Origin of the sequence: Clostridium omnivorum, assembly GCF_026012015.1 — a bacterium.
Taxonomy (GTDB): Bacteria; Bacillota; Clostridia; order Clostridiales; family Clostridiaceae; genus Clostridium_AX; species Clostridium_AX omnivorum.
Genome location: NZ_BRXR01000001.1, coordinates 4,124,299 through 4,137,591, shown reverse-complemented (window position 1 = coordinate 4,137,591; position 13,293 = coordinate 4,124,299). Strand labels below are relative to the sequence as shown.

General features: G+C 31.5%; 17 protein-coding genes. All 17 read right to left on the bottom strand.

What is annotated here, in order from left to right:
• A complete protein-coding gene (locus bsdE14_RS19555) occupies positions 1–762 on the bottom strand; it encodes a hypothetical protein (protein WP_264851676.1) in 762 nt (253 codons plus the stop codon).
• A 104-nt stretch (positions 763–866) separates the two neighbouring features.
• Positions 867–1,157 (bottom strand): hypothetical protein, encoded by a 291-nt coding sequence (locus tag bsdE14_RS19550; RefSeq protein WP_264851675.1) that lies wholly within the window; start codon positions 1,155–1,157, stop codon positions 867–869.
• 142 nt (positions 1,158–1,299) lie between these two features.
• On the bottom strand, positions 1,300–2,079 hold the full coding sequence (locus tag bsdE14_RS19545) for a flagellar basal-body rod protein FlgG (protein ID WP_264851674.1): 780 nt from the start codon (positions 2,077–2,079) through the stop codon (positions 1,300–1,302).
• 50 nt (positions 2,080–2,129) lie between these two features.
• Positions 2,130–2,924, bottom strand: a complete 795-nt coding sequence (locus tag bsdE14_RS19540; protein ID WP_264851673.1) for a flagellar hook-basal body complex protein — start codon at positions 2,922–2,924, stop codon at positions 2,130–2,132.
• Positions 2,921–3,064: a hypothetical protein gene (locus bsdE14_RS19535; protein ID WP_264851672.1), complete on the bottom strand. Its 144-nt coding sequence runs from the start codon at positions 3,062–3,064 to the stop codon at positions 2,921–2,923. Before bsdE14_RS19535 ends, bsdE14_RS19540 begins: the two co-directional genes overlap by 4 nt.
• A 56-nt stretch (positions 3,065–3,120) precedes the next feature.
• On the bottom strand, positions 3,121–3,660 hold the full coding sequence (locus bsdE14_RS19530) for a hypothetical protein (protein ID WP_264851671.1): 540 nt from the start codon (positions 3,658–3,660) through the stop codon (positions 3,121–3,123).
• A gap of 75 nt (positions 3,661–3,735) precedes the next feature.
• Positions 3,736–4,461: a FliA/WhiG family RNA polymerase sigma factor gene (locus bsdE14_RS19525; RefSeq protein WP_264851670.1), complete on the bottom strand. Its 726-nt coding sequence runs from the start codon at positions 4,459–4,461 to the stop codon at positions 3,736–3,738.
• A 13-nt stretch (positions 4,462–4,474) separates the two neighbouring features.
• Positions 4,475–5,134: a flagellar brake protein gene (locus tag bsdE14_RS19520; protein ID WP_264851669.1), complete on the bottom strand. Its 660-nt coding sequence runs from the start codon at positions 5,132–5,134 to the stop codon at positions 4,475–4,477.
• A gap of 11 nt (positions 5,135–5,145) precedes the next feature.
• Complete coding sequence (locus tag bsdE14_RS19515) at positions 5,146–6,000, bottom strand: MinD/ParA family protein (protein WP_264851668.1); 855 nt, start codon at positions 5,998–6,000, stop codon at positions 5,146–5,148.
• On the bottom strand, positions 5,994–7,175 hold the full coding sequence (flhF, locus tag bsdE14_RS19510; protein ID WP_264851667.1) for a flagellar biosynthesis GTPase FlhF: 1,182 nt from the start codon (positions 7,173–7,175) through the stop codon (positions 5,994–5,996). Before flhF ends, bsdE14_RS19515 begins: the two co-directional genes overlap by 7 nt.
• Complete coding sequence (flhA, locus tag bsdE14_RS19505; RefSeq protein WP_435382576.1) at positions 7,175–9,253, bottom strand: flagellar biosynthesis protein FlhA; 2,079 nt, start codon at positions 9,251–9,253, stop codon at positions 7,175–7,177. The genes flhF and flhA overlap by 1 nt, the downstream gene beginning before the upstream one ends.
• A 3-nt stretch (positions 9,254–9,256) precedes the next feature.
• The gene (locus bsdE14_RS19500; protein WP_264851665.1) at positions 9,257–11,089 is read right to left on the bottom strand and encodes a fused FliR family export protein/FlhB family type III secretion system protein; all 1,833 of its coding nucleotides are present in this window, start codon (positions 11,087–11,089) and stop codon (positions 9,257–9,259) included.
• An 11-nt stretch (positions 11,090–11,100) separates the two neighbouring features.
• Positions 11,101–11,370 carry a flagellar biosynthesis protein FliQ gene (gene fliQ / locus bsdE14_RS19495; protein ID WP_264851664.1) on the bottom strand — a complete coding sequence of 90 codons (270 nt, stop codon included), beginning with the start codon at positions 11,368–11,370 and terminating at the stop codon, positions 11,101–11,103.
• Positions 11,371–11,380: 10 nt separating this feature from the next.
• Positions 11,381–12,145, bottom strand: a complete 765-nt coding sequence (gene fliP, locus bsdE14_RS19490; RefSeq protein WP_264851663.1) for a flagellar type III secretion system pore protein FliP — start codon at positions 12,143–12,145, stop codon at positions 11,381–11,383.
• Positions 12,138–12,494 (bottom strand): flagellar biosynthetic protein FliO, encoded by a 357-nt coding sequence (gene fliO, locus bsdE14_RS19485; RefSeq protein ID WP_264851662.1) that lies wholly within the window; start codon positions 12,492–12,494, stop codon positions 12,138–12,140. The genes fliP and fliO overlap by 8 nt, the downstream gene beginning before the upstream one ends.
• A 10-nt stretch (positions 12,495–12,504) precedes the next feature.
• The gene (locus bsdE14_RS19480) at positions 12,505–13,038 is read right to left on the bottom strand and encodes a flagellar basal body-associated FliL family protein (protein ID WP_264851661.1); all 534 of its coding nucleotides are present in this window, start codon (positions 13,036–13,038) and stop codon (positions 12,505–12,507) included.
• Positions 13,039–13,068: 30 nt separating this feature from the next.
• Positions 13,069–13,260: a flagellar FlbD family protein gene (locus bsdE14_RS19475; protein WP_264851660.1), complete on the bottom strand. Its 192-nt coding sequence runs from the start codon at positions 13,258–13,260 to the stop codon at positions 13,069–13,071.
• Positions 13,261–13,293 lie beyond the last annotated feature (33 nt).

Here is a 13,293-nt window from a genome sequence, read left to right as displayed (position 1 = left end):
TTATTTTATTAGTATAAAAAATAAAAGAAAGGTCAAAATGCAAGTCCCGTATCCAATACTTAAATAATCTTTTATACAAATACTATCAACTTTTTTACTATACTCACCATAGCTTTTTATAAAATCTGTATTATTTGAAGAAAAATAATAATAAAAATTTACAGATTCAATGTATGCACCCATAATGTCTACATTTAGCAGTGGCCTTACAAAGGCGTTAATAAAATAATCTCCTTTAAAATCTATTCTATACTTTTTATTTCTAAATATATAAACAATATATAAAAATATTTCTGATATTAATGCTGGTACAATTGTCAAAATTGTAAATATCACCTTTAAATAGTCTGACTCCTCATGTAGCATATAAAAGTTATATATAAAAGAATATAATATTGCAAACGCATTTCCAAATAGTGTTATGTAGAAGAGAGGTGCAACAAATCCACATACTATAGCTCTTGATATAGTGGATATGGAGTCATAAAATTGGAATCGCTCCTTAAATTTTATATTTTTTCTTTCTGTATTGCTAATATCTATTACTGTAAAAGCAGTAATGGCATTAAAAATTTCATTCTTATTAAACTTTAAGAAAATCATATAAATTAAGGCAGTAAAACTCCAGAAAATTAGTTGAATAAGCACATCATTCTTTAATATTCCTTTTGCCTTCTTATGAATTAGAGCATAGAATTTCTGCCTGTCCAATTTCCATAGTATTATACTTATAAGGCACCCCAACACATACCCAATACCCATATGCTTATGTTCCCCCAACAAACTATAAATAAATCATGGATATGCTATACCATTCTCATATCCATGATACTTTTACTAACGATAAACGCTTTATTACATAAATCTTAATCTTCAATTTCTTCTACTGGCACAGGAAGCATAGATGTAACCATGTTTCCCATCATATTGTAGTTATAAAGATTAGAATAATACATAGGATTCATTTGAAGATCTGGATAATTAACAGGTACAGCGTTTATATTAAAGCTTTGGCAATGGCGACATCCTCCTTGTACAAAATTTTGATTTGTCATAAAGCAAGGTGCATATGGTGCCTTAGGTTGACTATAGTAAGCCATAAATGGACATAATGAGTTATCATTTGAATAATATTTATCTCTTTTTATGCAATACATAAATACTCCTCCCTTAAATTTTCTGTTGATAATATATATGATTTTACTTTCCATTTTATTAAATTTTTTCATAAATAAAAAAGGCATATAAGATAGCATACTATGCTAAACTTACATACCTTAAATGCAAACAGATTACTTACTATTTTGATCTTAAATTATTGGTTATTCCCCACATATCATCCGCAGTTTTTAACCCCTTAGAACTTAATTCAAATGCCCTTTGTGTTACAATCATATCTGTCATTTCAGAAGCAACATCAACATTAGAGCCTTCTAAAAATCCTTGCTCTATATTGTAATCGTTGTTTTGGTACATTTGTGTTCCTGCTTTTGGAACATATAAATTTTCACCAACTGATCTTAAGGAATCTTGTCCAACAAAATTATATAATTCTATCTTTCCAACTTCCTTGGTATTCCCGCCTGGTAATCTTTTAGATACAATTCCTTCAGGACTTACAACAAAATTATCCTGTGTAAATACCCTATCTTCATTTGTAGCTCCAGGATTAAAAGTTATATTTAATCTATTTCCATTCTTATCTACAATACTTCCTGCTGAATCAGTATTAAAGCTCCCATTTCTTGTATAAGCTACTGTTCCATCAGCAGTTGTAACAGCAAAATATCCACTTCCATCAATAGCTAAATCCGTATTAGAACCAGTTTGAAGAAGATTTCCTTGTTTTCCATCTCTTATCCACTGTGAAGCCTTTACACCAGTTCCTGTGGAGGAAATTGAACCTTTTGTGTTAGGATAACCTTGCCTATTTAAAGTTTCCTGCACTAAGTCACTAAAAGTTACATCCGTTTTCTTATATCCTTCAGTATTAACATTAGCCAAATTATTAGATATAGAATCTAATTTTTCCTGCTGAGCATTCATACCAGCTCTGCTATTCCATAATATTCTAAGCAACTATTTCACCTCTCCGCAATTCTTTTAGTAATACATAACTAGTTGTCTAGTTATCTTACTGTTCCAACCTCATTAACAGCTTTGTTCAAAGTCTCATCCATAGCTTGTACAACCTTTTGATTTGATTCAAAAGTTCTAGAAACAGTCATCATATTAACCATTTCGTTTATTACATTAACATTTGATTTTTCTAAAGAATTTTGTTTTACACCTACATTATTATCTTCAATTGGATTTGCTCCATCATATAAATTGTCTCCAACTTTTTTTAAATCACCATAGTTATTAAAATTAACAGTATGAAATTTATATTTTTTGTCACCTATATTTATGTTTCCAAGGTTATCCGAAGTAATAGAATTATTTCCAACATATATTGGCTTTGGTTCGCCCACTGTATTTAAATTATTATCTAGTTCTTTTGCTAGCACTGCATCTCCACTATCATTTACTAAATATCCAGCACTGTTTACATGGAAGTGACCATCCCTTGAATAATATTGTTTTTCTGTACCTAACATATTTCTAGAAACGGTAAAAAAGCCACTGCCATCAAGAGCAAAATCAGTTGGCTTATCTGTTGATTGAATAAGTCCCTGCGTGTACACAGTTTTCACTACATCAATCTCACTACCTTCACTTAAAGATCCAATAACATTTTTCACATTTTTGCCATTAACTTTTTTATCATAATTTTGAATCAATACATCATTGAATTTTCTTACTGAAAGATTATCACCTTTATATCCTACAGTGTTAACATTAGCCATATTATTAGTAATAACGTCCTGCCTTGCCTCTTGAGTAATCATTCCAGAAACTGCTGTATAAAGCCCTCTAATCATTTGTTCACATCCTTTTTTTCTATTACTTTAAATTCTGTTGGATAGTCCATACCCAGTCCTCTAGCCCTTTTTTCTATTTCTGCATTGCTCATCTGATAATTGATTTTAACGCCAATCATAATAAGAGTTGCAACTATCATTCCAATTCCAATACCAATTAATATTTTTCTATCACTAAGAAAGTCTATTAATTCTTTTATTTTAGATATAATTCTTTTATTAATAGTACTTCCCCCTTACCAATACCTAGTTTTTCAGATATTTCATCCATACTTAGTCCTTTATTTATAAGTGTTTCGATTTCATTTATCTTTATATTGTTTGATTCTACTTTTATGTCAATATTTTGACTATTTTTTTCTTCTTTTATATTATTATAATCTAAATTCTCGATTTTGTCTCTATGTTTATCTGTGCTGATATCATTAATATCAGTATTAAGATTTTTTCTTTCACCGCTGACGCCTTTTATTTCAAAATCTTCATGAAGCTTTAGCTTTTCAGTGTCATTGACACTACTATTTTCAAGTTTTAGTTTTAAATCTTGTATTTCCTTTTGAAGTTCTAAGATTGTTTCAGAAAATTCTCTTCGCAGTTCACCAAGTTTTATATCATATTCATTCATATTCATTGAGGCATTTTCAAAATTGTTTAAAAAGGACATTTTTTCTTTCTTCATTGCTCTTACATTAAAAAATATGAGCAATACAGCAATTAGTAAAATAATATATGGCATGATACCCTCCTGCTGTTCTTCTCTCAGGCCAACAATAATTATTAATTATTGCACTTCCTGTGGTTCTTCCAGGCTTTAAGTATATTTTAACTTTTTCATTTCTTTTCTTAGGTGAACAATTGCTCTACTATGCAATTGACATACTCTTGATTCTGACACTTCTAAAACCTTTCCAATTTCCTTTAAGGTAAGACCTTCATAATAATATAGTGATAATACTATTCTATCCTTTTCATTTAAAAGTTCTAACGCTTTAGTTAAATATTCAAGTTCTTCCTTTTCCTCCAAGCTCTTTTCAGGACTTGGACTGTTTTCATCTTGTATTGTACCAATTAAGGGCATGTCATCATCTTCTGAAAAAATCAAATCCTCAAGGGAAACAATAGAAATATAGTTTATATAGCTTTCTATGTCAGAAACATCCTGTAGAGATATATTTAATTCTTTAGCTATTTCTGAATTAAGTGGATCTCTCAAAAGTTTTCTCTGAAGTTTTTCAACTACTTCATTGTATCTATTAAGTTTATCCATGGCTCCTTTGGAAATTGGGCTATTTTTTCTAAGCTCATCTATCATAGCACCCTTTATTCTTATAGATGCATAGGTTGAAAATTTCATGCCCTTGCTCTGATCAAATTTATTTATTGCATCCATTAGACCAATCATACCATTGCTAACGAGGTCTTCATATTCAATATATTTAGTTTTTCCGATAATTACTCTTGAAGCGATGTATTTAACTAATGGTATATATTTTTCTACTACCTGTACCTTAACATCGGCAGCTTTCGCCATGGCCATACTAGAACCCCCTCTATACTTTTCGCATCTGACTGCGCATAAGTTGGAATATGAATCTTATTATCTTATCTCTAGTTTTCTCTGTTAAACCCATAAAATTAATTCCACAAATACATTTGCTATCTTTATCCTTATCTACTCTTACAACTTCACCCATTATTACTATTTCATCAGAATCTATAGGTATATAGCTTACAATTATCTCCTTAAGTTTAATATCCTTATTAAACCTAACCCTCATTCCACCACCACTTAAATCCAATAATGTAGCTTTAAGTGTTTCCTTACTTCTATTAGCTTCTACTGTATAATCCTTATTAATAAGAGCCTTATCGATTATAGAGCAGTTTATGTCACAAACAATAGGAACTCTAACAAACTTTCTTCTTTGAACCTTCATTATTGAAGATGGCATACCCAAAAGTATCATAGGTATTCTATCTACTTCTCTTCCTAGAACTATAGAACTAAATTTATATATATCTTCATTATTAGGATAATAAAATACCTCAAGCTGTTCCCCTACTCTAAGAGGAATATATTGTCCTTCCTTAGTAGGAATACTGATTGCTATATAATTTTCTCTTACATCTTCTATGTTACTCTTATAGTATCCATCACTCCATGAGATTTCAACCTTAGTGTTTATTATGAAATTTACTTCTTCTGCCATTAGAACACCCCTTATGAAAAAATACTAAATATTCTTTTAAATAGACCCTGTACTCCCATTCTTTCTTCGCTTCCTGAGGTACCAACAAGCTTTCTTGCTATTTTTCCTATATCCTGCGCAGCTTCACAATTAGGAAAACTAATAACAAAAGGCTGTTGAGTTCTTACAGCTTGAATTAATTTTCTATCATCAGATATAAATCCTAGATACTCTAGCCTCATTTTCAAAAAGTTAGTTACTGCATTATTAAATTTTCCAAAAGTAATGTCAGCTTCTTTAGTATCAAATGCTCTGTTAACTATAACCTTAGCACTGCTTTTTATTTTAAAATGACTAATCGCCTTTAATAAGCTGTAAGCATCCGTCAAGGAAGTTGGCTCAGGAGTTGTAATAACTATAAGTTCTTCACAACAAGCTACAAATCCTAAAACACTCCTGTTGATACCCGCCCCTGTATCCATAATTATATAATCTAAGTCTTTAACTTTCTCCAATTTGTCTATAAATACTTGTCTCTGGTCATCTGTTAACTCATCTATCTTCGTTAATCCAGAACCACCCGGAAGTAGCTTAACTCCATACGGCCCTGTAATAATTACTTCATCAATTTCTTTACCATTTAAAATTACATCAAATACGTTGTACTTTGGTAGAAATCCCATAAGCACATCATCATTTCCCATTCCCACATCAGCATCAAATATCATTACTTTTTTACCCATTTTTTGAAGCGTGATAGAAAGATTAACTACAAAGTTACTCTTGCCCACTCCGCCTTTTCCAGATGTAACTGTGATTATTCTAGGTTTAGTAGTACTATCATTTTGATTTGCTAGCTGCCTTAGTCTTTGAGCTTGGTCTAACATATACTATCCTCTCCTAGTATAAGATTAGAAATTTCCTTAGTACTTGGTTTTCTAATATCGTCTGGAACATTTTGACCTGTTGTAATGAAGCTGATGGGCTTTTTAGCAATTTCTAATATATTTATTATTGAACCATAGGACTGTGTTTCATCTAATTTTGTTATAATCACATTATTATATTTAAGCTGCTTGTAGCCTTCAACAATTGAATCAATATCCTTATTTTTTGTTGTACAACTGATTACTAGATGTATGTTATCAGTATTAACCTTTTCAACAAAAGCCCTGAGCTCTGATATCTGCATTGCATTTTTGCTGCTTCTGCCGGTAGTATCAATTAAAATAACATCACAATCTGACATTGCTTCTACTGCTGCTTCCATTTCTTTAATTGTAAAAACCACTTTAAATGGTATGTTCATAATATCGGCATAGGTTTTGAGCTGCTCCACAGCACCAATTCTATAAGTATCAATTGTAATAAGTCCAACTTTCTTCTTTTCTAGTAAAGATAGTCTTCCAGCGAGTTTTGCTATGGTAGTAGTTTTCCCAACACCTGTTGGTCCAACTAATACCACACTGCCCTCCATCTTAACATCAGATTCAGATATCATGCTTTCAATTGCATATCTCGCTTTTTCTTTCTCTTCTAAATCTTCACCTTGAATTTCCATGTGACTTAATATTTTCTTTATTGCTTTATCATTAACATCATTATCTTCTAGTTTTGATACCAAATCACTCTTTACTCCAGTTTCAGTTAGGCCTTGAGATTTATCCAGAATATTACCAAGCATATTTTTCATTTCTTGCATTTCTTTATATAAATCCACCTGCTTACTTTGCATAGCTTGACTTTCAGGTTTATAGACTTCCTTTTCACGTAATATAGTAACTTTTTCCTTCTTAGGAACAGATATGTCAGCACTATCTATTGTACCATCTTGTTTCATAAGTTTTTTAATGGCCTCAATACTTTCTGTCATATCTTCTTCCTTCTTTTTGTTATTCTCTACTGCAGCAGTTACTTCAATTACTTTTTTTGAGAAAAATCCCATAAGTCCAGGTTTTTTTATTTTTCTCTGGCTTATAATAACAGCATCCTTGCCAAGCTCGTATCTAATACGCGTCATAGCTTCGTTCATATTACTAACAATATACCTCTTTATAATCATTAGATAGTCACTACTCCTTCGGTTCTTATCTCAATTTCATTCGGTATCTCATTTAATGATAATACATTAATATGTGGGAATACCATTTCAATTAGTTTTCTAAAAGCAGGTCTAATTTTTGGTGAAACTAAAAGCACCGGTTGATTGTCGTAAAAATATACGCTATCTAGAACCCCTTTTATTGAATTTAATATTCTTCCAGTAGTATCTGGATCAACTGCTGGGAAGGAACCTTGCATTGACTTTTGTATATTGCTAGAAACCACATCTTCAACTTCTGGTGAAAGTGTAGCAACAGTTATAGCACCTCTATCATCGATAAGAGGATTACAAATAGTTCTTGCTAGTGCAAATCTAACATATTCAGTTAAAAGCTCTAAGTCCTTTGTTACCCTTGAATTGTCTGCTAAAGACTCCATAATTGTTACCATATCCTTTATTGGAACCTTTTCCTTTAGCAGATTTTGTAATACTTTTTGAACTTCGCCTATTGTCATAAGATCAGGTATAAGTTCTTCAACAACTGCACTGTACTTTTCCTTTACTGTATCCACAATTAGCTTTACTTCTTGTCTACCAAGTAATTCATAACTGTGAGACTTAATGGTCTCAGTTAAGTGTGTAACCATAACAGTAGTAGGATCAACTACTGTGAGTCCCTTTATTTCGGCATCTTCTCTTTGATCCTTATTTATCCACACAGCAGGTAATCCAAATGCTGGCTCCACTGTTTTTATTCCTTGTAGTTCAAAATCACCATTAGTTGGATCCATACATAAAAGCATATTAGGCATCAGTTCACCTTTTGCAGTTACTGTTCCCCTTATCTTAATGATGTATTCGTTAGTCTTAAGCTGAAGGTTGTCCCGAATTCTAATAGGTTGTACTATTATTCCCATTTCAATGGCACATTGTCTTCTTACTGAAGCGATTCTCTCAAGTAAATCACCGCCAGAGCTTTCATCAGCTAGAGGAATTAGTCCATATCCAATTTCAATTTCCATTGGCTCTACTGCAATTAAACTCATCACATTCTCAGGTTCCCTCTTCTCGGTTTCAGTAATCTCCATCTGTTCAGATTCAATCTTCATTATTTCTTTTGACTTTTCATCCTTAAATAGGAAGTAAGCACTTATTCCAGTAGCCACAGATAATATAAAGAATACAAAGTGAGGAAGACCAGGAACAATTGCTAGTACCATCAGTACTCCTGAAGCAATAGCAAAAACCTTTGGAAAACCAGTAAGCTGTGAAACAAGTACTGTACCTAGATTTTCATCACTTCCTGAACGAGTTACTAATATACCTGAGGCTGTGGAAATCAGTAGTGCTGGAATCTGGCTCACAAGTCCGTCACCTATTGTAAGTCTTACATAAGTGGTAGCTGCAGTTTGTATATCCATTTTTAGCATTACAACCCCAATTATTATACCTGCAATTATATTAATTACTGTAATAATAATACTTGCAATAGCATCCCCTTTAACGAATTTTGAAGCACCATCCATTGCTCCATAAAAATCAGCTTCCATTTGTATGTTTCTTCTCTTTAACTTTGCTTGTTCCTCATTTATAAGACCTGAATTTAAATCAGCATCTATACTCATTTGTTTACCAGGCATAGCATCCAAAGTAAATCTAGCAGATACTTCTGATACTCTTCCTGCACCATTAGTAATAACTAAAAACTGAACTATCATAATTATTAAGAATATTATAATACCTACAATATAGTTTCCACCAACAACGAAGCTCCCAAAAGCTTCAATAACATCCCCTGCATACGCATCCTTAAGTATAAGTCTCGTTGAGGAAATATTAAGTCCTAGTCTAAAAAGTGTTGTAATAAGAAGCATAGTTGGGAAAACTGAAAACTGCAATACTTCAGTAGTAAACATAGTTAATAATATTATCATTATTGATAGTGTTATATTTAATACTATCAGGACATCCAGCATCTTGGGTGGAAAAGGTATAATTATCATAAGTACTATAGCTATTACACCAAAAGCAACTATGACATCTGTATTGTTTTTTAAATTAACTTTAGGCTTGTTATTTGACGCCAAATTTATCACCTTCTACTTTCTCTTCTTCATTTTATAAACTAGAGCCAGTATTTCGGCTACGGCTTGATACATATCATTAGGAATTTCTGAATCAAGTTCAACTTTTTCATATATAAGTCTTGCTAATGGCCTATTCTCAATTATCGGTACATCATTTTCTTTAGCAATTTCCTTAATTCTAATTGCTACTGCGTCTGCTCCTTTAGCAACTAGTATTGGAGCTTCACTTTTTCCTTCATCATATTTTAGAGCAATTGCTATATGAGTAGGATTTGTCACAACCACAGTAGCACTAGGTACTGCTTGCATCATTCTTCTTGATGCCATTTCCCTTTGCCTTTGTTTTATTTTTGACTTTATCTGTGGATCTCCTTCTTGCTGTTTAAATTCTTCTTTAACTTCCTGTTTTGTCATTTTTAACTCTTTGTTGTACGTATACCTTTGATAAATATAATCTATCAATGCTATTATAATCATTATTAAGGTTACTTTAAAGAAAATATTAATTACTATTTTGCCAAATGAAACTGGTATTTCTCCTACTTTCAAGTTACCAATAGTTAATATATATGAAAAGTTATCTCTAACAAAGGAGTATCCAACATAGCAAAGCAAGATAACTATAATAATATTCTTGATTGTTTCCACTAATGTCCTCATTGAAAACATCCTTTTTAATCCTTTAAGAGGATTTAACTTGGACAGTTGTGGTTTTAAAGGTTCGCCTATAAACATGAAACCTACTTGTATATAATTTGCTAGAATTCCCATAATCATGATTGGTAGTGCTACTGGTAAAAATACTAAAAAAACCCTCCACATTGCTATAAATGTTATATTTCTTAAAGTATTATAGTTTAAATCTATATTAAGATAATTGCTTAAAAAGGTAATTATTGTAGCTTTAAAACTATTTCCAACATACCCACCTAAAGTTATTAATATTAATGTGGTTGCAAGTAGTGTAAGAGCAAGATTGACTTCTTTACTTCTAGCTACTTGACCTTTTTTCCTAGCCTCACTCTTCTTCTTAGGGGTGGCCTCTTCTGTCTTATCTTCAGAAGCAAAAATAAAAACTACAGTCAACACCTTAAATAAACTCTTGAATAAATCTCCTGTTCCATCAAAGGTAGTTACTATAACTTTTACAATATAAGGTAATGCAAATAAAAAACCCGCAAGCCCTACTAGAATTTTTACAGGAAGTCCTAAAATCATTATGTTTAGCGATGGAACTGATCTTCCTATAAGTCCCAATACAATATCTGTAATGATAATAACAAGGATAACAGGTATTGCAATTTTTAAGCCTATAGCAAAAAATTCTATAAAAGCTTTAATAATTAGCATTATAGATTTTTGATTTAGTATAAATTTTCCGAGTCCAACAACATTAAAGCTTTCCATCAGCGCTCTAATCAACATGTGATGCCCATCAATTATAAAAAATAGCATTAAGCTTAGCCAATAAAGAAGGTTTTCAACTAGGGTTGTATTAGAACCGGAAGATGGGTCGAACATATTAATCATAGAAAATCCAATCTGAAAGTCTATTAGCTGTCCAGCCATTTTTACACTGTTAAAACATAAGTTAGCAATATATCCAAGAACTAATCCAGTTATTACTTCATTAATGCAATAAAAAATAAGTGTATTAGTGCTGTTTATAGAAGTTAAAAAACTATAATCAATTCCAGGTAAAAGCATATAGCCCATAATTGCTGTAAGTGCAATCTTTGCAATATTAGGCAATCCCTTTGGAAAAAATACTGGTAATACTGTAAAAAAACCAAACATTCTTAAAAAAGCTAGTAAAAAAGCTAAAAAGTAAGTAGTACTAATCAAGTTTATCCCACCTAATGAACAATATTGGATATAAGAGCAAAAATTCTTTCAGTAAAGTTAACAATTGTATGCATCATCCATGGACCTGCTATAAGTCCAATAATTGCTGCAGCAATTATTTTAGGTACAAAAGTTAAAGTTTGCTCCTGGATCTGAGTTGTAGCCTGAAAAATACTTATAATAAGTCCAACTGCTAAAGATACAATAAGAATTGGTGCTGCAACTAAAAGCCCAGTCTGAATTGCATCTTTTATAATGGACATAACCATATTTTCGCTCATCTGCCTCACCTCACGAAAAACTCATAATAAGTGACTTCACTAATAGATTCCATCCATCCACCATTACAAACAAAAGCAATTTAAATGGTAGTGAAATCATTACAGGTGGAAGCATCATCATACCCATTGATAAAAGAATACTTGATACGACCAAATCCATAATTATAAATGGTATATATAACAAAAATCCTATTTTAAAAGCAGTTTGTAGCTCGCTTATAACATAGGCAGGTATAACAATATATAATGGCACATTTTCTTTTGTAATTGTTCCATTATATTTTGAAGCTTCCACAAAAAGCTTTAAATCCTTTTGTCTAGTCTGCTTAAGCATAAATTCTCTAAGCGGTTTAGCACCTTCCTCAATAGCCTGTGCCTGAGTAATTGTGTTATTAAGATAAGGTGTTATTGCTGTTGAATTAATTTTGTTAAAAGTAGGCGCCATTATAAAAATGGTCAAAAATATTGCTAGTCCAACGAGAACCTGATTAGGTGGCGCTTGCTGTGTTCCTAGTGCTCCTCTTAAAAAAGAGAAAACTACTGAAATTCTTATAAAGCTGGTCATCATTACTATTATTGAAGGTAACAACGTCAATATTGTAAGCATTATAAGAAGCTTTATATTATCTACATACTCAGTAGGCGTATTAGCATTGTCCACAGAAATATTTATACGCGGAATAGGTATTGTCTCTGGTGCTGCATATACCTTTGTACCTATAAAAAACAAAACTAAAAAAGCAAGCAATGAAATTGCGACACGTTTTTTATTCATGGTTATCTTCCTTTTTTCTAATAACTTTTTCATAAAACTCCTTTAGGCTTGAATACTGTGGTATTATCTTTGTTTCTTCAATTTTAGTCATTTCTTCACTACTAACCTCAGACAATACTTGAATATTATTATTTGTAGACGAAATCACATAGCCCTTTTCACCTATCCTCACTACAAGTAAACTGTTTTCTTTAGAAAGTGTAACTCTTTCTAAAATCTTAATATATCTTCCATTCTGAATATGTTGAAGCTTGCTGCCACCATATTTTAAAGACAAGTATATTAAAACAAGTATAAAAGGTAAAGCTAGTATGATTTTTAAGAGCATTAACCAAAATTCACTATCCATTTATATCATCCTACTGTACTATAATATCTGTGATAAAGACATTATTGATTTTTCCGTATTCCAAGTTTACATTAACTCTGTTTATAATCTCTTTCTTTAGATCTTCAATTCCTTTTGCAGTTATATCAGTAGACTTTCTATTTCTTAAAGCTGCTATAATTGTGTCTCTTAAAATAGGTTTTTTCTCTTCAAGCTCTGCAGGAAATTTCTTTTTTTCCTTTGTGTTATACCCTAATATCATCTTAACCTTAAGATACTTTTTCCCTCCATCATCTGAAAGATTTACAAGAAATTCATCTAATTCTAGCTTATAATCTGAAGCTTCATAAGCAGTTACATTAGGATCATTTGATACAACAACTTTTTGAGTACTTGCAGCTGTATTTGTAGCATTTGCCGCTGCAGTATTCTTATTAAAGAATATAAACCATGCAGCAAAGGATCCTCCACCTACAATAACCAAAACTAAAAGTATAATTATTACTAACTTAAGCTTATCTCCTGTACCCTTTGTCTTTTCCTTCTTTTCTTTTTTCTCTCCCATAAAACTGTCTCCTTTTCACTGTAAGTTATATTATCTACCAAAATTAAAAATCTTATTTTTATACTCTATGACTAAATCGATGACTTCATCTACAGACTCTAGAACAATATATTTATTTCCATTAGTCAATGTAATAATAGTATCTGGCATTTCTTCAACCTTCTCGATATGTTCAGCATTAATAACAAATTCTTTATTATTCATTCCTGTAAGCTTAATCATCAAAGTCCTCCCCATATGTTATAAAAATATTGA